We start from the raw sequence: 20,896 nt of genomic DNA, 5'->3' as shown, positions 1-20,896 counted from the left end.
TCATGAAGGAATTTCATTGCGGCTCGCTCGTTCCAGGCTGCGACTGGCATACGCGCCATGAAGAAGAGGCGGAAGTCATTCGCCGTGCAGCCGAGCACATGCGCGAAGCTCACGGCGAAACCGTGATCCGCGAAAGCATGGTGGAAGCCATTCGCTCACGCATCGGCGAGGCGCGCAACGCGGCCTGACCACCCATGCAAGCCGGAGAGATCATCCGGCGGAAGAGATGATTGAGGCGGCGCGCTCGAGCAGCGCGTCGCGTTTCAATGAAAAGTCGGAGTTGACCCAGTCCTCCTCCAGCCGCGCGAGGGTGTCCCCGACTGACTTTCCCTTTTCAAGTCCAAGGTTTGCCAGATCGGTCCCATTGATCGGGAAAGCCGGCTTTTGCCATGCCTCGGCAAGCTTCATGAGGCGGGTATACCCCGCTGCTTCCGTCAAGGCCATGTCGTCTTGCGAGGCTCGCGCGCGTGCGCTCACCAAAGCCAGTTTCAGACGCCACAAAAAGCCTTCCCCCTCGGCTCGGTATGCAAGTTTTCTGAATCCGCTTTCACTCAGATCAGCTGGCGCAACCGGTGCACTCGCCCAGCCAGAAAGTGCTTTTTTCTCCGCATTGGACAGGCGCAAACGCTTCCCCAGTTCTGAAATGCGGGGACCATCGGGCGGAATGATTGCGGCAAGCCTCAGCAATGGCTCGGGCTTCCAGCCCAGTGTCTGCTCTGTCTCGATCAGCGGAGCTATCGTATCGATGCCCCATTTTTCCGATTCCGGAAGAACTTTCGTCAAAACGCCTGTCTGGCGCATCCACAGGAGGGCGCGTGAGGGATCCGGTGCCGAGAGAAGTTTTTTCAACTCCGCCCAGACACGTTCGGCCGACAACCGCTCCAGCCCGTCGCGATGGCGTGCACAGGCCTTGAGCCCCGCCGCATCGGGGCGCCCCCGCCCATACCAGGCGAAGAAGCGGAAAAACCGCAGTATGCGCAGATAATCCTCGGCAATCCGCGTATTGGCATCGCCGATGAAGCGCAGGGTCTGGCTTTCGAGATCCGGCAAGCCGCCCACCAGATCGACGATCTCGCCATCCGCGCGGGCATAAAGCGCGTTGATGGTGAAGTCACGCCGTTCGGCATCGCTGCGCCAGTCGCGACCGAAAGTGACGTTCGCATGCCGGCCATCGGTCTCCACATCGGCGCGCAGCGTGGTGACTTCGTAGGCCCGGCCTTCAGCGATCACCGTGACAGTACCATGTTCGATGCCGGTCGGTGCGGTGCGGAAACCGGCGCCGCGCGCCCGGCGCACCGTCTCGTCCGGCTCCGTGGTGGTGGCAATGTCGATATCGGTCACGGACTGGCCAAGCAGCGTGTTGCGCACTGCCCCGCCAACGACACGCGCCTCATCTCCCTCCGTAGAAAGTGCAGCAAGAAGCGCCTGGAGTTTTTTGTCGGACAGCCATTCCGAATCTGAAATCAACCGCTTGTCCATCAAGCATAAAGTCTTTCGTAAAGAGTGCGAATGATCCCCGCAGTAACACCCCATATGAAGCGCTCGCCGAAGGGCATGGTATAGTAGAACCTTTCCTTTTCCTGCCACAGACGACTTTCGCGCCGATGATTGGCGGGATCCATCAGGAAGGCCAGCGGCACCTCGAAAGCTGCATCCACCTCGTCGGGGTTGATGCGCAAATCGAAGCCCGGTTGAACGATGCCCAGAACCGGTGCGATGCGGTATCCGCTTCCGGTAGAATAGTCGGGCATGCGCCCGACCACATCGACCGCGTCGGGAAGAAGGCCGATCTCCTCATCCGCCTCGCGCAATGCCGCGGCCTCCGGCGAGGCATCCTCCGGATCGATACGCCCACCGGGAAACGCTATCTGGCCCGAGTGATTGCGCAGTGCCTGGGTACGCTGGGTCAGAATGACCGACGCGCCATCCGCATGGTCCACCACGGGAATAAGAACCGCTGCATCGCGCAGACCGGGTCGCACGATCATTTCACGCAAATCCGGGTTCAGTGTGTGGTCGCCGTAATCTTCCCCCCCGGCGGGCCCCTGCTGGAGTGCCGCGCGCCGGCGAAACTCTTCGGCCGAGTAAAGGGGCGTGGAGGCGCTTGTCATGGTCATTGCGACAGCCTGTGCAACGCGTCGGCGGGCATGACGGGAAACACCGCGCCGCGCGAGCGGATCGCAAACATAAGACACCCGCCGATCTCGACCTCCTCGCCCGCCTCCACCAGATCATACATGACAGAGCGCGCCACAAGAGCTTCAAGCCTTCCGCGCACATGCAGATAGGGCTTCAATCCGCCTGTTTCCGGCTGATCCACAAAGCGCAATTCGTGCTCGGGACCGGCTTCAACCACATCACCGACATTTGTGCGGAAGGTAAGCGCTTGTGCTTCCCCCTCCCCCGTCACGACCATCTCCACTGCAAGAAACGGAGCATCTTCAACGCGAATGCCAACCTTTTCCACCGGAGTTACGAGATAGGTTTTTCCATCCTCATCCTTGCGCAGAACGGAAGAGAAAAGCTGAACCAGCGCCGGGCGTCCGATCGGTGTTCCCATGTAGAACCAGGTACCATCGGCGCGAATCTCCATATCGAGATCGCCGCAAAACTCGGGGTTCCAGCGCTCCACCGGCGGCACGCCCTTGTCGGAACGGGCGGCGCGAGCGATCATAGCTTCCAGACTGGCAGTGTCAGAAGCTCCGGCGAGGCCTGATGTGGTCTTGCTCGTTTTCTTGTTCATGGTCACGAAATAGTCACTGTTGTTTCGCTTGTCAGCCTTGTTGAGTGTTTTAAATTTGCCAAAGGGACGTGAAGGCACGAATCGCTCCAGACACGTGCCGGTGTGATCCGTTCCTGCTGCCCACTAGTCGCGCGGGGCTTTCAATGAGGATCAAGACGGCATGAGCATTGTTTCCAAAAACGAACTCCCCGGCAAAAAGCACATGAGCGACAAGGAAATGGTCGCAGAAGCCGAGCGCGCGCTGGCGGATATCGCCAAGGTGCGCGATGGCGTCGGGCAGGTAATCTTCGGGCAGGAAGCGGTGGTGGAGCGCACGCTGGTGGCAATCCTCGCCGGCGGCCATGCACTGCTCGTCGGTGTGCCCGGACTGGCCAAGACAAAGCTGGTGGAGACGCTCGGCGTTGTGCTCGGTCTCGATGCACGACGCATCCAGTTCACACCGGACCTGATGCCCTCCGACATTCTGGGTTCGGAAGTGATGGAGCAGGATGAGAAGGGCAAGCGCTCCTTCCGCTTTCTGCCCGGTCCCATCTTTTCACAGCTTCTGATGGCCGATGAAATCAACCGCGCCAGCCCGCGCACCCAATCCGCGCTCCTTCAGTCGATGCAGGAATATCACGTGACCGTGGCCGGCCACCGACACGACCTTCCCTCACCCTTCCATGTGCTCGCAACCCAAAACCCGCTGGAGCAGGAAGGCACCTATCCTTTGCCGGAAGCACAGCTCGATCGCTTTCTGATGCAGGTGGACATTCTCTATCCCGAACTTGACGCCGAGCGGCGCATCCTTCTCGAAACCACGGGCACGGATGAAGCTGAGGCAAAGAACGCGCTTTCGCCGGAGCGGTTGAAGGAAATCCAGATGCTGATCCGCCGTATGCCCGTGCCCGAGAGCGTGGTCGATGCGATTCTCCAACTGGTGCGCACGGCGAGACCTGGCGTCGGCAACCCCGACACTGACCGCCATGTGGCCTGGGGCCCCGGCCCTCGCGCCAGCCAGGCACTGACACTCTGTGCCCGTGCCCGGGCGCTCTATGACGGCAGGCTCGCCCCCTCCGTGGACGACGTGCGGGCGCTGGCCGAACCTGTGCTTCAACATCGGATGGCATTGACCTTCGCGGCCCGGGCGGAAGGCATGACCGTGCGCGACGTGATCCGGCGCCTCGTGAAGGCGCTCGACTGATGGACCCCGCGCTCCAGATAGGATCCTGATGGCGAAGATCGGCGAAGTTTCCACACCGGTCGCATCGAGCGATGCGCTGGTTCGCGCGCGTGCGCGGGCCGCGCTGATGCCTGACCTGCTTGTGGATGCAAAGCGCGTCGCCAACAATGTGATCGCCGGCTGGCACGGACGACGCAAACGCGGAATAGGCGAGAATTTCTGGCAGTTCCGTCCCTATGTGGAGGGCGAAGCGTTTTCACGCATCGACTGGCGGCGTTCCGCGCGCGACGACCATCTTTATGTGAGGGACCGCGAATGGGAGGCGGCCCACACGGTGTGGCTCTGGGCCGACCCATCGCCTTCCATGCTCTACAAATCCTCGCTGGCGCCAACGCCCAAGGAAGCGCGGGCGCTGGTGCTGACCTTTGCGCTTGCAGAACTCTTGTCGCGAAGCGGCGAGCGGATCGCATGGCCTGGCGTCACCGACCCGTTTTCCGCCCGCAATGGTGCAGAACGGCTGGCGGCCCAGCTCATGCATACCCCCGACCTGCCGGCCCGGCCCGACCTTCTGCAGATCCGTCGCTTCTCCGACGTGGTTCTGGTGAGCGACTTTCTCGATCCGGTGGAAGAAACCATCGCCTGGCTCGACCAACTGGCGAGCCGTGGCGCACGTGCCCACCTGATTGAAATTGCCGATCCGGCCGAAGAGAGCTTCCCCTACAGCGGCCGCACCGAATTCGCCGACCCTGAAACGGGCGAAAAGCTGACGGCAGGCCGCGCCGAAACACTGGCAGACGAGTACCGCAGGCTGTATCTCGCCCGGCGCGAGGAACTGGCTTTCTGGTGCAAACGGCTCGGCTGGAGCTACACGGCGCATCACACCGACCGGCCTGCCGCTGAGGCGCTGGTCAATGTTCACAACGGCATGAGTGCCGATGCCGGGTTCGGTTTGGAGGGAAGCTTGTGAACTGGCTTTCGCTCTCCTTCGCGCAACCATTTCTGCTATGGGGCCTGATCGCCCTGCCGGTAATCTGGTGGCTTTTGCGGCTCACACCGCCACGACCGCAAACGGAAACCTTTCCGCCGCTGAAAATTTTGGCACGGGTGGTGAAACGCGAGGAAACGCCGCACAAGAGCCCGTGGTGGCTGACATTGCTCAGGCTGATGCTGGCTGCGCTGGTAATTCTCGCTTTGGCCGACCCGGTCCTGAACCCCCGCGACAAAGCGGCGGGCGGAGGCTCGGCACTCGCCATCGTGCTCGACAATGGTTGGGCTGTGGCTCCTGAATGGGATGAACGTGTGGCCACAGCCACACGCCTGATCGAGGATGCACGCGCCAATGAGCAGCCAGTCGTTCTGGCGCTGACGGCGGAAGAACAGAACCAGGAAATCGGCCCGTTTGATGCCGATACGGCTCTGGAGCAGTTGAACGCCGCGCAGCCGCGACCCGTACCGGGCAACCGGCCGTCCATCTATGGCCGGGTGGCTGGTGCGCTTGAGGATCTTCCGGGCGCCGCTGTTGCTGTTCTCACTGACGGTCTGGCCATGAGTGGAGATGAAGCCGCCTTCGGCGAGCTTTTCTCCAGTAGCCCAACTGAGATCTTGTGGGCACAGCCCGAACGGCTTGACCTGCTGGCGGCGACGGATACGCAAAACACGGCGGAGGCCTTCGAGATCACGGCAACGCGCGCGCAAAACGATACCGGTCCGCGTCAGGCTGTTGCCTATGCGAATGACGAGAGAGGCCGGCGCATCGCCGAAACGACAATCACGTTCGGCGCAGGCGAAACCCGGGCTGTTGGTTCCATGCGCCTGCCCTTTGAACTGCGGAACGATTTCGTCTCTGTGGGGATCGAGGGGCAGAATCAGGCCGCCGGACTGCGGGTTCTGGATGAAAACAGCAAGCGACGGCGCATCGGCCTTATTTCACAGAGCGAGGCGGATCAGGCGCAGCCGCTGCTTTCGCCGCTCTACTATATCGAGCGCGCGCTCGCGCCATTTGCCGACCTTCTGGAGCCTTCCAGCGCCGAGCTGACGGAAGCGCTGCCGGAGCTGCTGGAACAGAACCCGGCGGTCATTATTATGGCCGATGTGGGAACGTTGCCGGCGGCCCCAAGACAGGCCCTGATCGACTGGGTGAACGGTGGTGGCACGCTGGTGCGCTTTGCCGGGCCCAGGCTCGCTGCAGCCGACAATGACGAGGATCTGTTGCCCGTTCGGCTCAGGCTGGGCGAACGGTCGCTCGGCGGCGCGCTCTCCTGGACCGAGCCACAGCCCGTTGCGGAGTTTCCGGGCAATGGCCCCTTTTCCGACCTGGCACCGCCGCGCGACGTGACGGTGAACCGTCAGGTCCTGGCCGAACCCTCACCCGATATCGTGGAACGCAGCTGGGCCAACCTGGCCGACGGCACGCCGCTGGTGACCGGCGTCTCGCGCGGCGAAGGCCAGATCGTGCTCTTTCACGTGACGCCGGAAGCCACCTGGTCGAACCTGCCGATCTCGGGCAGTTTCGTGGAAATGTTGCGCCGGATCGTCCAGATGTCGCGCAATCAGGGTGCGTTCAACACTGCAGGTGCCGAAGGCGGGCGCGCACTCGCACCCTATCGCCTGATTTCGGCGGAAGGGCGCCTCGTGCCGCCCTCCGGCGAAGCCGAGCCTCTTGCGGCAGGCACAAGCGCCGTGACGCTTAAACATCCTCCCGGCCTCTATGGCAGCGAGGAAGGTGTTGTGGCGCACAATCTGCTCGCACCCGATGTCGAGCTCTCCCCGATTGAACGGCCTGAGGCTCCTGCACCGATGACGACGATCTCTTATGGCCTCGACGAGCAGCAGCCGCTGAAGGGACCGCTCTTTGCAGCCGCCCTTGCACTGCTAGCACTCGATACGCTGGCTGTTCTCTGGCTCGGGGGGCGGCTACGCCGCAGACCGCGACTGGCCAAGGGCGCCACCACCGCACTGGCGATGGCTCTGGCGCTTGCAATGATGACACCGGAGACAGTCCGGGCGCAGGACGAGCGGGCAGGCGAGGCAGACGCCGTCGAAGCGATTTCGCAAACGCGCATCGCCTATGTGATCACCGGGCTTTCCTCGCTCGATGCAACGAGCCGCGCCGGTCTTCAGGGGCTGTCAACCTTCCTTGCAGCCAAGACTGCGCTGGAGCCCGGGGAACCCGCAGGCGTCGACATCGCCACTGATGAGCTTTCCTTCTACCCGTTGATCTACTGGCCCATTGACCCGGACGCACCGATGCCCGGCGAAGAGGCGATCGCCCGCATAGACGCTTATATGCAGTCTGGCGGAACGGTATTGTTCGACACCCGCGACCAGTATTCAAGCGGGTTCGGCTCGGATGCCGTGACACCCGCCACACAGCGTCTGCGCGATATCCTTTCCGGCCTCAACGTGCCACCGCTGGAGCCGGTGCCCGAAGACCATGTGCTGACAAAGTCCTTCTTCATACTGCCGGAGTTTCCGGGCCGCTATCGCGGCAGCCCGCTCTGGGTGGAAGCTTCGCTCGACTCCTCCACCCGCTCCGACCGTCCCGTTCGGGTGGGTGACGGAGTGACGCCGATCATGATCACCGGCAACGACCTTGCAGGTGCCTGGGCGCTGGACGCCAGCGGCGAGCCGCTATTGCCGACCGTGCCCAACGACCCGCTGCAGCGCCTATACGCCTACCGCGCCGGCGTGAACATCATGATGTACATGCTCACCGGCAACTACAAATCGGATCAGGTTCATGTGCCGGTCCTTCTGGAACGGTTGGGGCAGTAGCATGAATTGGTCACTCAACTTCGAGCCCTTTTTCCCATGGCCTGTTCTGGCAGTCCTGCTCATTCCCGTTGCGCTTCTGGCTCTCTTCGGGCTGTGGACACGGCAGCGCGGAGCGTGGCTCAGGCTGGCTGCCCTGGCCGCGTTGGGTGCGGCACTGGCCAATCCCGTGCTTCTCGATGAAGAGCGCGAGCCACTCAAAAGCGTGGTCGCCCTTGTGGTCGACGAAAGCCAGAGCCAGACCACGATCGACGGCCGCAGCGAAACGACCGATGCAGCCGCCACAGAACTGGAAGCACGGCTTGCCCGTTTCAAGGAATTCGAAACACGCGTCGTGCGCACCGGTCGCACCTCCTCGGCCAGCGAGAATGCACAGACGCATCTTTTCCAGGCACTCGACGGCGCCCTGCGCGACGTGCCGCCCTCCCGCGTGGGCGGCGCAGTGCTGATCACCGACGGCCAGGTGCATGATATCCCCGAAAATGCAGCGGCAATCGGCGCGCCGATCCATGGCCTGATCACCGGCGAGGCCGACGAGATGGACCGCCGCATCCGCTTCGAACGCGCGCCGCGTTTCGGCATTGTCGGCAAACCTCTGGAGATGACCTATCGCGTTATTGCCACCGGCGACCAGCGCGGGCCGGTGGATGTACGCGTGATCATAAATGGTGAGGAGCTCTTCATCGAAGAGGCCATGATCGACCGCGAGACACTGCTCGAAATCGACGTGCCGAATGCTGGCCGCAACATCATCGAACTGGCGATCGACCCGGTCGAGGGCGAACTGACGGATGTGAACAACCGCGCGGTCGCGCTGGTCGACGGCATTCGCGAAAACCTGCGCGTTCTACTCGTTTCCGGCGAACCGCATTCGGGCGAGCGCACCTGGCGCAACCTTTTGAAATCCGACGCTTCAGTGGACCTTGTTCACTTCACCATCCTGCGCCCGCCGGAGAAGCAGGATGGAACACCCATCAACGAGCTCTCGCTGATTGCCTTTCCCACGCGCGAACTTTTCGTCGAGAAGATCGACGATTTCGACCTGATCATCTTCGACCGTTATCAGCATCGTGATGTGCTGCCGATCCTCTACTACGACTACATAGCCGAGTACGTGGAAAACGGCGGCGCGCTGCTGATCGCCGCTGGCCCGGAGTTCGCCGGCAACCAGTCCATCGCCCGAACGCCGCTGATCGCTGCCCTTCCCGGCCTGCCGACTGGCGATGTGGTCGAGCAGGGATTTTACCCCCGGTTGACGGAGACCGGTGAACGGCATCCGGTGACGCGCGGCCTTGAAGGAGCAGCATCCGAGCCGCCAGCATGGAGCCGTTGGTTCCGCCTGATCGGAATCGATCGACCGGACGGCCAGGTGGTGATGCAGGGTGCCAACGAACAGCCACTACTCATTCTGAACCGCAAGGGCGAGGGCCGCGTCGGCATGTTCCTGTCGGATCAGGGGTGGCTGTGGGCGCGAGGATTCGAGGGTGGCGGCCCTCATGTGGCGCTCTATCGCCGAATTGCCCACTGGCTGATGAAGGAACCGGAACTCGAAGAAGAGCGCCTCTCGGCAGCCGGGCGCGGCATGCGACTCGAAATTACACGCCAGACCATGGAAGAGAGCGCCCCGCCTGTTGAAATCACCACGCCTTCCGGCAACACCTTAGCCGCCGAGCTCGGCCCCGCCGGGCCGGGCCGTTTCTCCACGAGCCTGGAAGCCGATGAGATAGGCATTTACAGCATCGCCAATGGCGATCTGACAACGCTCGCTCATGTCGGACCGGTCAATGCGCCAGAGTTCGGCGACATGGTCTCTACAGAAGAGAAACTTGCGCCTGCTGCCGATGTGACCGACGGATCCGTGCGACGAATTGCTGATGGAGACCTCCCCAACATTGTTCCGGTGCGTCGCAGCGGAACCGCTTCGGGCAATGACTGGATCGGATTCAGAACCACAGATGACAGCATTCTGAAGGCCGTGCGCCGGGTGCCCGTCTTCACGGGGCTTCTGGCACTCGCGTTGCTGCTGTTTGCCTTCGGGGCCATGTGGTATCGTGAAGGGCGCTGAGCGCAAGTCAGCACCCGACCCGGATTCAGCAATTGTAGGTCACAGGCTCGCCGGCGCTGTTCCGCGTTTCGCAAAGGCGCTCTTTTCCCGGATAGCCACCCTTCACATAGGGTGATGGAGTGGCGGTTCCGGTCAGTGCACCCGGCCCGCGTTGATCCAACTCGTAGGGTTCAGGGGACAGGCATCCAGTCAAAGTTATAGAGATGAGTGAGAATATTATAAAATAACGCATTTATTCTTCTCTGTACAAATTTCCACAATAACAAATATAATCAAAAATCACCTATCAATAGGCGATCTTTATTTCACAATCATTGCAGAAAGTCGAGATTATCTTGCGAGCGCGGCGTGGGTAACGTCACCCTTCAGCGTCGCCACCGCTCCTTTTTTTAATTCGACGGCCAACAGGCGTTCGGCATCGACGGGGCGGGGCATGGAAAGCTGGCCGTGGGGGATTTTCTCAAAGCCGAGCGGTCCATAATAAGGGGCATCGCCAACGAGCACGACAGAGCCCGCTCCCACGTTGCGCGCGGCATCAACCGCGATTGCCACCAGCTTCCGGCCAATGCCTATGCTTTTGAAGGCAGGCCGCACTGCAAGCGGACCAAGCAGGAGTGCCCGCCCTTCGCCTGCTGCGACCCATGTCATACGGACCGACGCTATGACACAGCCCTGATGAACGGCCACGAAGGACAGTGCTCGGTCATGCGGCCCGCCTTCGCGAATCTTGTAGGCAGCCCGCGTAAAACGGCCCGGACCAAAGGCTTCTTCGTTGATATGTTCGATTTCAGCGTCGTGGGCCGGATCTTCCGGCAGGTAGTGAATGTCGGCAGAAGACATGATCAATTATTCCGGTGGTCTACGAAAGGTGGAGACGGCCACAGGCGCGCCTGCCCCATGCCAGGGGCCTTCAGTCCTTTCGTCGTCGCTCCACCAGAAACCGGATCATTGCCGTACATTTTCCTCGCTGAATGGAATTTCCGCTACCAGCATTTTCCCGGCTCGTCCACCGCAACTTTGCCGCAGAACCGAAATTGTTGACGCAGCGTTCACGCTCGGGACGGTTGGGTTTGTTCGGTCGATGCCCTACATCCAGCGAAACAAAGGAGTTTTGAATGGGTCTGCTCGTAGAAGGTGTCTGGCACGACAAGTGGTATGACACGTCAAAGACCGGCGGCCGCTTCGAGCGGTCCAAGTCGCAGTTCCGGGATTTCGTGACAAAGGACGGCGCGCCCTCAGAAGGACGCGAACGCGGCTTCAAGGCCGAACCGGGGCGCTATCATCTTTACGTTTCACTAGCCTGCCCCTGGGCGCATCGCACATTGATATTGCGCAAGCTCAAGAAACTGGAGCATGTGATTTCCGTATCGGTGGTTCATCACTTTATGGGCGGGAATGGCTGGACATTTCTGAAAGAAGACGGCGCCACGGGCGACGACCTCCATGGATTCGACTTCCTGCACCAGATATACACCAAGGCTGATCCTGCCTATTCGGGCCGCGTGACCGTTCCGGTGCTCTGGGACAAAAAGACCGAGACGATCGTCTCGAACGAGTCCGCAGAAATTATCCGCATGTTGAACGACGCATTTGACGAGTGGGGTGACGCGACACTGGATCTTTATCCGGAAGGGCTGCGCAGCGAGATCGACAGCATCAACGAACTTGTATACGACAACATCAACAATGGTGTGTACAAGGCAGGCTTTGCGACCACACAGGAAGCCTATGAAGAGGCATTCAACGCACTCTTCGGCGCTCTTGATACCGTGGAAGAGCGCCTTTCACGCCAGCGCTACCTTGCCGGCGACCGGCTGACTGAAGCCGACTGGCGGCTCTTCACCACACTGGTGCGGTTCGATCCGGTCTATGTCGGTCATTTCAAATGCAATCTGCGCCGCATCGCCGACTACCCGCAGCTTTCCAACTATTTGCGCGAGCTTTACCAGGTGCCAGGCGTCGCAGAGACCGTCGACATGCTGCACATTAAGGCGCACTACTATGGCAGTCACGGCACGATCAACCCCACAGGGATTGTGCCATTGGGACCAGAGCTCGACCTGACTGCACCACACAATCGTGCACGGTTGGCGCGTGCGGCCTGAAGTTCTTTCGCATCAAGGAAAAGAGTGGCGCCGCCAGCCCCCTTCTATCGGCTCTCGGTGAGAAGGGGGCTGGCGGGCCCGGCGGCGTTCCTGTTTCACCGAAGATCGAAGCAGCACTGGGCCCTTACCACTCGTCCGAGACGGGCGCATTCTCAAATATTTCAGCGATGCGGCGGCGGGTGCCATCGCTCGTCCCGTCAGGCAAGGCGTCGAGCGGGAAAAAACGGGCCTCGGCAATCTCACGGTTGGGCACATGCGGGTGGGTCTGGCGAAAACGCTTGATCAGGTAGACCGCAACATGATCGCGATTACTGGCCATGCGATTGAAATGAAATGATTGCAGCACCGGTCGCTGGAGAAGCTCGATATTGCCTTCCTCGGCCAACTCTCGCGATAGGGCGGCTTCAGTGCTCTCACCCGGCTCCACACCGCCACCGGGGAAATGCCAGCCTTTGACGTAGGTATGGCGCACCAGAAAAACCGCGTGGTTTTGCTGATCGTAGACGACACCGCGCATGCCCAGCGTCATGGGACGGCTCCAGCGCAACCAGAAATGAAAAAGGCGGGCATTGAACGGCGGCCAGGGACGCTGTGGAGGAGTTGCGTTCATATCGTTCATATGTTGCATCCTACGGGGTGGTCAGGGCGTTTTGCCTGTTCTACACACGGAAGCATGTTTCGCCTTGCCCATTTTTCGGACATTCATCTGGGGCCTCTCCCCGCCATAAGCTATCGCGAGCTCGCTTCCAAGCGCATCACCGGTTACATCAACTGGCGGCGCAACCGCATGCTCAATCTCGACCATGGGCTGATCGACCGCATCACCGACGACATGCTGGCCGCAGAGCCCGATCACATCGCGCTTACCGGCGACCTCGTCAACCTCGCCCTCGACAAGGAGATCGAAATGGCGCGGCTTTGGCTGGAGAGCCTTGGGCCGGCTGACAAGGTTTCTGTCGTACCAGGCAATCACGACGCCTATGTGCCCGGCGCGCTGGCGCGGTGCTGCAAGGCTTGGGCGGCCTACATGACAGGAGATAATGGCAAAGCGCCAAAAGGAAAAGGCGGCTTCCCCTATGTGCGTGTACGCGACAGGATCGCTATCATCGGCGTCTCCTCGGCACGCGCCACGGCACCCTTTCTCGCGAGTGGACATTTCTCCAGGGCGCAGGCCAAACGACTTGCCAAGATGCTGGATGCCACCGGGGAAGCAGGGCTTTTTCGGGTCATCATGATTCACCACCCTCCGGTGCGCGGGGCGACCCACGCAGCCAAGCGGCTCTACGGCATCAAGCGGTTCCAGAAGCTGATCCGCAAACATGGGGCAGAGCTTGTGCTGCACGGTCATACACACAAGCCCACGGTTCATCGCATCGATGGCCCGGACGGGCTGTCTGTACCCGTTGTGGGTGTTGCCGCTGCCGGACAGGCCCATGGCAGCGCAAAACCGCCCGCCCACTACAATCTCTTCGAAATCGACGGAGCGCCGGGTACATGGAAAATCCGCTTCTCCCGACGCGGCCTCACCGATGCAAACGGCACGATCGGCGAGGTCTCCGGCGCTCTTCTTACCGGAGATGAGAGACCGGCAAACTGAGCCCCATCCGGACGCATCCCGCACCTTCAAAAGCCATCCGTAGCGATCAAACCAGAACCGTTGCGGCGACCACGCGCAATCGGCCCGTTCAACCCCGGGCTCGACTGGTAAACGGGCGAAAACTGCTGGTCAGAAACGGGACAACAGCGTTTCCAGCTCGGGAAAACGATCCCACATGGCAACGGCAACGGTGACGACCCCGACGACGCCACCCAGGAGCACAAGCCCGAGGCCGCCGAAAAAACTGCGCCATGCATTCCTGGAGGCCGCGATGGGTACAACTTCTACTTCTGTCTCGTCGCGGCGCGGAAACACCTCAACATCGCCATCAACCGCACGCTGGCGTTCGACCATGCGTTCGGCGATGTAGCGTGTGACCTGATCGGCCACCGGCGCGATCTCCGTGCTTTCTGCCAAAACCACCCGACCGAGACGGGTGTCGCGCAGGAAACGGTAGGTCCGGCGATCCCGTCCCATCGCCACGTGGGCGACGGCATCGATCCACAGCCTCGGCTGTTCCCCCGAAGAAATAACAAAGTCGAACGAGGGATCATCCGCTGGCACGTCGGCGAAAACCGGCTGAAGTTCCTGAGCCAGAAGCTCGAGCCGGGTACGAACCGCCTCGCGCATTTCCACAACCACGTCCGCGCGATCCGCAGCTGCGTTTTTCATCTCGCGCACTGCATCGGAAAGGCTGCGCACGTTGGTAACCGAAGCTGCGGATTGACCAGCCTCACTCATGGGCAGGACTCCTGACGAAACTTAGCGTTAACCCATCGTTAACATGGCTAAAACAGAAAATCATCACGTTTTGTTCCGCCTGCCCATGCGACGTGCAGAGCGATGCGATCAACGCCGGAGTGCAAACGTCCTTCCTCTTCAGGCGTCACACAAGCTCTCAGCGATGATCGCGGCCACCGCTTCAGGCCTCTCCTCCGGCAGCATGTGACCGGCCCCGTCCAGGCGGTGAAGTCTGAAGCTCTCTGGCGCCGCACTCGCCTGACGGAGCGGAAGCACGGCATCGAGCGAACCCCATGCGAGATGGACCGGCATGCTGAGGGCCTCAAGCATACTGGCTGGAAAAGCGCCCTGTTCGCCGTGGCGAACAATCATCGCTGCCATCTCGACAAGCTTCTGGCGCTGCCCGGCCACTGCGTTCAGCGCGATGGCTTCGGCGACACTCTCGGACGAGACGGTGCAATGCGGTCCGAACATGCCCTGCACGGCGATTGCAATCTCGTTATCGTTGCTGGCTTGTGCGCGCGCCATCATCAGGTCGCCGGCGATCTCCCGCCCAAAGCCGCCCGGTGCGACCAGCGCCAGGGAAGCAACGGCGTGCGGGGCAAGATGGGCAGCAAGAACCGCGACCGCTCCGCCGAATGAATGGCCGGCCATGTGGCAGCGCGCGATACCGCGCATTTCCAGATCATCAATGACAGCACGCGCGGTTGCCTTTGCCCTGCCCGCCCCTGGCAGATTGAGCGAGCTTGCATGGCCGGGAAGGTCATAGGCAATGACGCGCAGACCCGAAGGAAGCGCTCGGCGCACGCTCTCCCAGACCCGGTGGCTGCCGGCAAAGCCATGCAACAGGACGAGGGTACGGTTGCCCTCGCCCGCAACGTCCGCAAAAAGGGTGCCCGTCAACCGACGATCCGGTTGGCCGCCGACACCACAGCCTCAAGCGACGCCGTGACGATATTGGTGTTGACGCCAGCACCGAAGAGTTTGCCGTCGGGATGCTGGACTTCCATGTAGCAGATGGCGGCTGCGTTGGAGCCCTGCTGCATGGAATGCTCCGAATAATCGACCACCGACATCGCGACGCCCAGGTGCTTGGACAGAGCGTCGATAAAACCGTCGACGGGGCCTGTACCCACACCCTTGATCACGGTCTCCGCGCCCTTGTCCATGATCGTCGCCTCGACGATGCGCTGGCCCTTCACGCTGGTATCGGGAAACGTCTGGTGATCGACGAATTTGAGGCGCGCGCCGGGCTGGTCGACATAGAGCTCCATGAAGCGCTCGTAGATCTGTTTCGCGGGCAGTTCCCTGCCCTCTCGGTCGGTGATCTCCTGTATGTCCTCACGGAATTCCACCTGCAGATTGCGTGGCAGGTTGAGGCCGTAATCGGCCTGCATGACATAGGCGATACCGCCCTTGCCCGACTGGGAATTGATGCGAATGATCGCCTCGTAGGAGCGGCCCACATCCTGCGGGTCAATGGGCAGATAAGGCACTTCCCAGAGCGGCTTGTTGGCCGTCTTGATGGCCTTCATGCCCTTGTTGATCGCATCCTGGTGGGAGCCGGAGAAAGCGGTATAGACCAGTTCGCCCACATAGGGGTGCCGCTCCGGGATGACGAGCTGGTTGCAGTATTCGTAGACATCCTTCATGCGGTTGATGTCGGTGCAGTCCAGTTCCGGATCGAGCCCCTGCGTGTACATGTTGAGCGCCAGAGTGACCACATCGACATTGCCGGTGCGCTCGCCATTGCCGAACAGCGTGCCCTCGACACGGTCGGCGCCGGCCAGCAGGCCAAGCTCGGTAGCGGCGATGCCGGTTCCACGGTCATTATGCGGATGCAGTGAGATGATCAGGTTTTCGCGCTGATCGAGGTTGCGGCACATCCATTCGATCTGATCGGCATAGATGTTGGGCGTGGACATCTCGACAGTGGACGGCAGATTGATGATCAGCTTGTTGTCCGGCGTGGGCCTGATGATCTCGATGACCGCATTGCAGATATCGAGCGCAACATCGAGCTCGGTGCCGGTGAAGCTCTCGGGAGAATATTCGAACCGATAGCCGCCGCCGGCCTTCGCGGCCATGTCCATGACCATCTTGGCGGCATCGGTGGCAATCTGTTTGATGCCGGCGACATCCTTGCCGAACACAACGCGGCGCTGCAACTCGCTGGTGGAATTGTAGAAGTGGACGATCGGACGGTTCGCACCGTCCAGCGCCTCGAAGGTGCGGGTGATCAGTTCCGGACGGCACTGAACCAGAACCTGCAGCGACACATCGTCAGGCACCCCGCCCTCTTCGATGCACCAGCGGGCGAAATCGAAATCCGTCTGCGAAGCGGAGGGGAACCCGATCTCGATCTCCTTGAAACCCATATCCAGAAGGAGTTTGAACATGCGCGCCTTGCGCTCGTGTCCCATCGGGTCAATCAACGCCTGATTGCCGTCACGCAGGTCGACCGAGCACCAGATCGGCGCCTTCTCGATACGCTTTGAGGGCCATGTGCGATCCGCGATATCGATCTGTGGATAGGGCTGATACTTGATCGAGGCGTCCGGCATGCCTTTACGGCCCTGCGCGGTGTTTTCTCGCTGTACTCGGTTCTCTGCCATGTCAGTCATCGTGTTCTGCGCGTCCATTCCATTTTCTCCCGGCACCGGTTGCGTGCGCTTCGCACGGCGGGCCTGTCAACAGTAAATTCCAGTTTTGGAGAAAGAGCTTCTGCCAGTCGGCGACATCGATCGCCGGGCGCTCCTTCAACGGACCCGGCGATCGCCGATAAGGCCGAGAAGAAGAAGGCTGGATGCTAGCGCGCGCACAGTCGCGCCGGAAAAGGCGGCACGAGCGGAGCTGGAAACTGTCTGACGCGTCATCATGGAACTTTCCTTAAACGACGCCGGCGTGGCTGGCAAGTGGATCGTCATGCAGGTGGAACGGAGAGCTTGACAAGGCATGCCTCATCTATATTTTACCAATTAGATAATTAACCGATTGGTGAAGCAATGCAGACCGACGCACTAAGCGCCACCTTCTCCGCCCTCGCCGACCCCACCCGCCGGGCAATGCTCGCCCGGCTGGCCGAAGGTGAGGCCACCGTCAACGAACTCGCGGAGCCATTCGAAATGACACTTCCGGCGATCTCGAAGCACCTGAAGGTTCTGGAGAAAGCCGGCCTCGTCTCGCGCGGAAAGCATGCCCAGTTTCGCCCCTGCCGCCTCGAAGCCGGTCCGCTTAAGGACATCGCCGGCTGGGTGGAAACCTACCGCCGCTATTGGGAAGCAAGCTTTGACCGCCTCGACAACTATCTGGAAGAAATACAGAAGGAGCAACCACGATGAGCGTGCAAACAACGCAGAAAGCCGATGCCGAACTCGTCATCCAGCGCGTGTTCAATGCTCCCCGCGACCTCGTTTTCGAGATGTGGACCCGCAAGGAACATCTGGATCGCTGGGGCTGCCCGGAGGGCATGACCATACCGGTTTCGGAAGGGGACATCCGCACGGGCGGCTGGTTTCGCACCTGCATGCGCGGCAGTGATGGTTCGGAACACTGGGTCAGCGGGCAGTATCGCGAAATCTCACCAGCCGAGCGGATCGTTTTCACCCATGCCTGGGATGACGAAACGGGAGGCCGCGGGCACGAAACCGTGGTCACCATCGCGTTCAGCGACACCGGAGACGGCAGGACGCGCATGCATTTTCACCAGGCGTTCTTTGCCTCGCAGGCATCGCGCGATGGCCATGCGGAAGGCTGGAACTCCTGCTTCGACAAACTTGCAACACTCCTTTGACGACCAGCCTGATGTGAAATCCTATCGAGCCGGAGAACACTATGGGACAACAGACCGTATCCCGCGGGGAATGGCAAAAGGCCCGCGAAAAGCTACTCGCAAAGGAGAAAGCCCACACGCGGGCCAGTGACTCGCTGGCTGCCGAACGGCGCCGGCTTCCCCGTGTCCGGATCGAGAGGGACTACTTCTTCGAGAATGTCGACGGCCGTCACTCATTCGAGGAGGTTTTCGGGGGCCGCAGACAATTGATCGTCTATCACCACATGCTGAAACCGGCCGACCCTGCCCCCTGCTCCGGCTGCTCCATGTTTGTCGACAATCTGGGCCACCCGGTGCATCTCAACGCACGCGACACTACCATCGTGCTCGTCTCGCGCGCACCGGTGGAAGACATTGAAGCGTTCAAGACGCGGATGGGCTGGACCCTGCCCTGGTACTCGGTGATGCAGTCAACGTTCAACGAAGATCACAGCGTGGGTGGTGGCTTCGGTCTGAATGTCTTCCTGCGCGAGGGCGGCTCGATCTACCACACCTACCACACCAGCGGCCGCGGCGTGGAAGCGCTAGGAACGAGCTGGACCCTGCTTGACCTGACACCCTATGGACGACAGGAGACATGGGAAGCGTCACCCGAGGGCACTCCGCAGACCGAGCCCTATCAATGGTGGCGGCTCCATGACGAATACGCCTGAGGCGGTCAGTTTCGACCGCCTCCCGCCTGGCGGGCCACCACCGCCTCATAGGCCGCCTGAAGCCGCTCGCGCACATCGGGCCCGCTCCTGTCCGGGTCCGGCGGTGCTCCGAGATGCGTTACCCGCAGATCTTCCATGAACTCTTCCCAGAGCGGCGGCCCGCCCTCCGCAAGGATCTTGGCCCGGATCGACAGTTCCTCGGTGACCGGAAGCCATTTGCTGCCCCAGGCACCGATCATGGCAAAGACAGGCACCAGCTCGATGCCTTTTTCCGTCAGACTGTAGATCGCCTTCTGCTTGTGGCTGGGGTCGTCCGCCTTCGAGATCACACCTTCTGACGTAAGCCGTCGCAGACGATCGGCCAGAATGTTGGAGGCAATGCCCTCCATGGAACCGTTCAGCAGTTCGCGGAAATGGCGCCTGTTGCCGAACATCATGTCGCGCAAGACGACGAGGCTCCATTTGTCGCCGACCACCTCGACGGTGAGATTGATCGGGCAGCCCGAACGATGCTGATCCTGCAATATAGCCTCCAGAAAATTCTGATTGCATATTGCCATCAGTTTGCATATGGTGCAACCAGTTTGAAAATGAAACCAGTTTTAAAACCGAACCACAACTACACTGCTGAGGAGGACGGAATGAGCAGGGTCATTGTCTGGGTACTCGTAACGCTGGACGGCTATTTCGAGGGGGAGAAGAAATGGGACCTCGACCATCACGGCGAGGCCTGGGGCGAGGAATTGCAGGCGCTAAGCATGAGTTTTGGCCAGAGCGCCGCCGCGCTCGTATTCGGTCGTGTCACCTATGAAGGCATGAAGGCGCACTGGACCAGCGCCGATGCCGCCGACGAACCCGAAGTGACGGCCTTCATGAACGCTCTTCCCAAACTGGTCGCCTCACGAACCCTCACCAGTTCGGACTGGAACAACACCACTGTGACCGCCAACATCGCCGGCGCGATACGGGAACTGAAGGCGAATGCCGAGCCCGGCAAGAATATCTACATCTTCGGCAGCGCCGACCTCAGCGCCTCCCTGATGAAAGAAGGGCTGATCGACGAGCTCATGCTGGGGGTGGTGCCGATACAGCTTGAAAAGGGCACGCCATTCTTCAAGCCGGGCAGCGGGCGGCGCAAGTTCACCCTCATCGAGAGCAGGCCGCTGAGCAATGGCACGCTGATCCTGCGTTATACGCCCGACCAAAATCCCGCGGATACGCCAGAGCAAATAAACGCACACTCATGACCACCTTCCAACCGACCCGCCGCATCATTCTACAGTCGGCAGCCGCGCTGACGATCTGCAACATCGCAGTGCCCCTTCAAGCCGCCGAACTCACGGCAAGAGACGGAGACGAAAGAATGCGCATGATCAAGACCGACACCGGCGTGGAACTCGCCACCGAGAGCTTTGGCGATCCGGTCGATCCAGCCATTCTGCTCATCATGGGAGCGATGGCATCCATGCTCTGGTGGCCGGAGGAGTTTTGCCAGGACCTTGCGGCGCGCGGCCACTATGTGATCCGCTACGACAATCGCGACACCGGGCTTTCCACCAGCTACCAGCCCGGAAGCCCGCCCTATACCATGGACGATATGGCCGAGGACGCGATCCGTATCCTCGACGGCTACGGCATCGAAAAGGCTCATCTGGCGGGCATGTCGCTTGGCGGGATGATCGCCCAGATCGCAGCGCTCACACACCCGCAGCGCGTACGGGCCTTGACCCTGATCTCCACAACGCCCGTCGGGATCGACACATCCGGGCTGCCGCAGACCAGCGCCGCCTATATGGAACATGCTTCCACAGGCGAAAACGTAGACTGGACCGACGACCAACAGGTGATCGACTTCATCGTCAGGGACACCAAGATGATTGCCGGCACCGCACATCCCTATGACGAAGTGCGCGCCCGTAACCTTGTGGAAAGCGACGTAAAACGCGCGAGAAACTTTGTCAGCGCGACCAATCATTTCATGCTGAAGGGTGGCGAGGGGCTTGATGGCCGCCTCCCCGGGCTGGAAGCGCCCCTTCTTGTAATCCACGGCACAGCGGATCCGATCTTCTCCTTGGACCACGGCACCTTGCTGGCCGACACCGTTGCCGGCGCGCGGCTCCTGAAAATCGAGGGTGGCGGCCATGAACTCCACCCCGGCGACTGGCCGGAAATCATCGCGGCGATCGCAGAGCACTCAAACCGTTGAACCGGCTGACAGCGCAGGAAC

The 20,896-nt window shown here is 61.0% G+C and carries 21 protein-coding genes; 12 read left to right on the top strand and 9 right to left on the bottom strand.

Translation table 11 applies throughout. The features are described 5' to 3' along the window. The first annotated feature begins 2 nt into the window (after positions 1-2). A complete protein-coding gene (locus P2W41_RS06730) occupies positions 3-188 on the top strand; it encodes a DUF1059 domain-containing protein (protein ID WP_223021259.1) in 186 nt (61 codons plus the stop codon). A 22-nt stretch (positions 189-210) separates the two neighbouring features. Here the strand turns inward: P2W41_RS06730 and P2W41_RS06725 are convergent, their stop codons facing one another. The 3 genes from P2W41_RS06725 to P2W41_RS06715 are packed head-to-tail and all read right to left on the bottom strand — an operon-like array spanning position 211 to position 2,743. Next, positions 211-1,479, bottom strand: a complete 1,269-nt coding sequence (locus P2W41_RS06725; protein WP_404934650.1) for a CCA tRNA nucleotidyltransferase — start codon at positions 1,477-1,479, stop codon at positions 211-213. Next, a complete protein-coding gene (locus P2W41_RS06720; RefSeq protein ID WP_404934934.1) occupies positions 1,479-2,111 on the bottom strand; it encodes a CoA pyrophosphatase in 633 nt (210 codons plus the stop codon). The genes P2W41_RS06725 and P2W41_RS06720 overlap by 1 nt, the downstream gene beginning before the upstream one ends. A 2-nt stretch (positions 2,112-2,113) precedes the next feature. Then, positions 2,114-2,743, bottom strand: a complete 630-nt coding sequence (locus tag P2W41_RS06715) for a DUF1285 domain-containing protein (protein ID WP_292900251.1) — start codon at positions 2,741-2,743, stop codon at positions 2,114-2,116. 160 nt (positions 2,744-2,903) lie between these two features. Between P2W41_RS06715 and P2W41_RS06710 the strand changes: the two genes are divergently transcribed. The 4 genes from P2W41_RS06710 to P2W41_RS06695 are packed head-to-tail and all read left to right on the top strand — an operon-like array spanning position 2,904 to position 9,741. Then, a complete protein-coding gene (locus P2W41_RS06710; protein WP_404934649.1) occupies positions 2,904-3,926 on the top strand; it encodes an AAA family ATPase in 1,023 nt (340 codons plus the stop codon). 28 nt (positions 3,927-3,954) lie between these two features. Continuing rightward, positions 3,955-4,872, top strand: coding sequence for a DUF58 domain-containing protein (locus P2W41_RS06705; RefSeq protein ID WP_404934648.1), 918 nt, complete (start codon positions 3,955-3,957; stop codon positions 4,870-4,872). Beyond that, positions 4,869-7,679: a DUF4159 domain-containing protein gene (locus P2W41_RS06700; protein WP_404934647.1), complete on the top strand. Its 2,811-nt coding sequence runs from the start codon at positions 4,869-4,871 to the stop codon at positions 7,677-7,679. The genes P2W41_RS06705 and P2W41_RS06700 overlap by 4 nt, the downstream gene beginning before the upstream one ends. 1 nt (position 7,680) lies before the next feature. Further along, positions 7,681-9,741, top strand: a complete 2,061-nt coding sequence (locus tag P2W41_RS06695) for a hypothetical protein (RefSeq protein WP_404934646.1) — start codon at positions 7,681-7,683, stop codon at positions 9,739-9,741. A gap of 330 nt (positions 9,742-10,071) precedes the next feature. Here the strand turns inward: P2W41_RS06695 and P2W41_RS06690 are convergent, their stop codons facing one another. Further along, on the bottom strand, positions 10,072-10,581 hold the full coding sequence (locus P2W41_RS06690; RefSeq protein WP_404934645.1) for a GNAT family N-acetyltransferase: 510 nt from the start codon (positions 10,579-10,581) through the stop codon (positions 10,072-10,074). 275 nt (positions 10,582-10,856) lie between these two features. Here P2W41_RS06690 and P2W41_RS06685 point away from each other — a divergent pair, with 275 nt between their 5' ends. Next, positions 10,857-11,846, top strand: a complete 990-nt coding sequence (locus tag P2W41_RS06685; RefSeq protein ID WP_292896847.1) for a glutathione S-transferase family protein — start codon at positions 10,857-10,859, stop codon at positions 11,844-11,846. Between the two features lie 124 nt (positions 11,847-11,970). Here the strand turns inward: P2W41_RS06685 and P2W41_RS06680 are convergent, their stop codons facing one another. Further along, a complete protein-coding gene (locus P2W41_RS06680) occupies positions 11,971-12,456 on the bottom strand; it encodes an NUDIX domain-containing protein (RefSeq protein WP_292900253.1) in 486 nt (161 codons plus the stop codon). 63 nt (positions 12,457-12,519) lie between these two features. Here P2W41_RS06680 and P2W41_RS06675 point away from each other — a divergent pair, with 63 nt between their 5' ends. Next, positions 12,520-13,443, top strand: coding sequence for a metallophosphoesterase (locus P2W41_RS06675; RefSeq protein ID WP_292896849.1), 924 nt, complete (start codon positions 12,520-12,522; stop codon positions 13,441-13,443). Between the two features lie 129 nt (positions 13,444-13,572). Here the strand turns inward: P2W41_RS06675 and P2W41_RS06670 are convergent, their stop codons facing one another. The 3 genes from P2W41_RS06670 to leuA all read right to left on the bottom strand — a co-directional run bounded on the left by P2W41_RS06670 (position 13,573) and on the right by leuA (position 16,748). Next, the gene (locus tag P2W41_RS06670; protein WP_292896851.1) at positions 13,573-14,184 is read right to left on the bottom strand and encodes a hypothetical protein; all 612 of its coding nucleotides are present in this window, start codon (positions 14,182-14,184) and stop codon (positions 13,573-13,575) included. Positions 14,185-14,322: 138 nt separating this feature from the next. Beyond that, a complete protein-coding gene (locus tag P2W41_RS06665; protein ID WP_404934644.1) occupies positions 14,323-15,087 on the bottom strand; it encodes an alpha/beta fold hydrolase in 765 nt (254 codons plus the stop codon). Next, positions 15,084-16,748, bottom strand: a complete 1,665-nt coding sequence (gene leuA / locus P2W41_RS06660; RefSeq protein WP_404934933.1) for a 2-isopropylmalate synthase — start codon at positions 16,746-16,748, stop codon at positions 15,084-15,086. Before leuA ends, P2W41_RS06665 begins: the two co-directional genes overlap by 4 nt. 441 nt (positions 16,749-17,189) lie before the next feature. Between leuA and P2W41_RS06655 the strand changes: the two genes are divergently transcribed. Genes P2W41_RS06655 through P2W41_RS06645 form a run of 3 tightly spaced genes read left to right on the top strand, consistent with a single transcriptional unit; the run spans position 17,190 to position 18,669 of the window. Continuing rightward, positions 17,190-17,525 carry an ArsR/SmtB family transcription factor gene (locus P2W41_RS06655; RefSeq protein WP_404934643.1) on the top strand — a complete coding sequence of 112 codons (336 nt, stop codon included), beginning with the start codon at positions 17,190-17,192 and terminating at the stop codon, positions 17,523-17,525. Further along, the gene (locus P2W41_RS06650; protein WP_404934642.1) at positions 17,522-17,977 is read left to right on the top strand and encodes an SRPBCC domain-containing protein; all 456 of its coding nucleotides are present in this window, start codon (positions 17,522-17,524) and stop codon (positions 17,975-17,977) included. The genes P2W41_RS06655 and P2W41_RS06650 overlap by 4 nt, the downstream gene beginning before the upstream one ends. 41 nt (positions 17,978-18,018) lie before the next feature. Next, positions 18,019-18,669, top strand: a complete 651-nt coding sequence (locus tag P2W41_RS06645) for a DUF899 domain-containing protein (RefSeq protein ID WP_404934641.1) — start codon at positions 18,019-18,021, stop codon at positions 18,667-18,669. Between the two features lie 5 nt (positions 18,670-18,674). Here the strand turns inward: P2W41_RS06645 and P2W41_RS06640 are convergent, their stop codons facing one another. Further along, complete coding sequence (locus P2W41_RS06640; RefSeq protein ID WP_404934640.1) at positions 18,675-19,193, bottom strand: winged helix-turn-helix transcriptional regulator; 519 nt, start codon at positions 19,191-19,193, stop codon at positions 18,675-18,677. Here P2W41_RS06640 and P2W41_RS06635 point away from each other — a divergent pair. Both P2W41_RS06635 and P2W41_RS06630 read left to right on the top strand, forming a co-directional pair. Next, entirely contained in the window at positions 19,179-19,916 is a 738-nt protein-coding gene (locus P2W41_RS06635) for a dihydrofolate reductase family protein (RefSeq protein WP_404934639.1), read from the top strand. The genes P2W41_RS06640 and P2W41_RS06635 overlap by 15 nt on opposite strands. 122 nt (positions 19,917-20,038) lie before the next feature. Beyond that, positions 20,039-20,875, top strand: coding sequence for an alpha/beta fold hydrolase (locus P2W41_RS06630; protein ID WP_404934932.1), 837 nt, complete (start codon positions 20,039-20,041; stop codon positions 20,873-20,875). Positions 20,876-20,896: the final 21 nt, after the last annotated feature.

The sequence above is a fragment of the Nitratireductor sp. L15S-10 genome, from assembly GCF_045011005.1.
GTDB lineage: Bacteria > Pseudomonadota > Alphaproteobacteria > Rhizobiales > Rhizobiaceae > Nitratireductor.
This window is presented reverse-complemented; position numbering and strand designations above follow the sequence as displayed.

What these genes read in the sequence shown, in the direction of transcription:
- P2W41_RS06730 (WP_223021259.1), top strand. Translation starts at nt 3, where the DNA reads ATGAAGGAATTTCATTGCGGCTCGCTCGTTCCAGGCTGCGACTGGCAT.
- P2W41_RS06725 (WP_404934650.1), bottom strand. Translation starts at nt 1,479, where the DNA reads ATGGACAAGCGGTTGATTTCAGATTCGGAATGGCTGTCCGACAAAAAA.
- P2W41_RS06720 (WP_404934934.1), bottom strand. Translation starts at nt 2,111, where the DNA reads ATGACAAGCGCCTCCACGCCCCTTTACTCGGCCGAAGAGTTTCGCCGG.
- P2W41_RS06715 (WP_292900251.1), bottom strand. Translation starts at nt 2,743, where the DNA reads ATGAACAAGAAAACGAGCAAGACCACATCAGGCCTCGCCGGAGCTTCT.
- P2W41_RS06710 (WP_404934649.1), top strand. Translation starts at nt 2,904, where the DNA reads ATGAGCATTGTTTCCAAAAACGAACTCCCCGGCAAAAAGCACATGAGC.
- P2W41_RS06705 (WP_404934648.1), top strand. Translation starts at nt 3,955, where the DNA reads ATGGCGAAGATCGGCGAAGTTTCCACACCGGTCGCATCGAGCGATGCG.
- P2W41_RS06695 (WP_404934646.1), top strand. Translation starts at nt 7,681, where the DNA reads ATGAATTGGTCACTCAACTTCGAGCCCTTTTTCCCATGGCCTGTTCTG.
- P2W41_RS06690 (WP_404934645.1), bottom strand. Translation starts at nt 10,581, where the DNA reads ATGTCTTCTGCCGACATTCACTACCTGCCGGAAGATCCGGCCCACGAC.
- P2W41_RS06685 (WP_292896847.1), top strand. Translation starts at nt 10,857, where the DNA reads ATGGGTCTGCTCGTAGAAGGTGTCTGGCACGACAAGTGGTATGACACG.
- P2W41_RS06680 (WP_292900253.1), bottom strand. Translation starts at nt 12,456, where the DNA reads ATGAACGCAACTCCTCCACAGCGTCCCTGGCCGCCGTTCAATGCCCGC.
- P2W41_RS06675 (WP_292896849.1), top strand. Translation starts at nt 12,520, where the DNA reads ATGTTTCGCCTTGCCCATTTTTCGGACATTCATCTGGGGCCTCTCCCC.
- P2W41_RS06670 (WP_292896851.1), bottom strand. Translation starts at nt 14,184, where the DNA reads ATGAGTGAGGCTGGTCAATCCGCAGCTTCGGTTACCAACGTGCGCAGC.
- leuA (WP_404934933.1), bottom strand. Translation starts at nt 16,748, where the DNA reads ATGCCGGACGCCTCGATCAAGTATCAGCCCTATCCACAGATCGATATC.
- P2W41_RS06655 (WP_404934643.1), top strand. Translation starts at nt 17,190, where the DNA reads ATGCAGACCGACGCACTAAGCGCCACCTTCTCCGCCCTCGCCGACCCC.
- P2W41_RS06650 (WP_404934642.1), top strand. Translation starts at nt 17,522, where the DNA reads ATGAGCGTGCAAACAACGCAGAAAGCCGATGCCGAACTCGTCATCCAG.
- P2W41_RS06645 (WP_404934641.1), top strand. Translation starts at nt 18,019, where the DNA reads ATGGGACAACAGACCGTATCCCGCGGGGAATGGCAAAAGGCCCGCGAA.
- P2W41_RS06635 (WP_404934639.1), top strand. Translation starts at nt 19,179, where the DNA reads ATGCTGATCCTGCAATATAGCCTCCAGAAAATTCTGATTGCATATTGC.
- P2W41_RS06630 (WP_404934932.1), top strand. Translation starts at nt 20,039, where the DNA reads ATGATCAAGACCGACACCGGCGTGGAACTCGCCACCGAGAGCTTTGGC.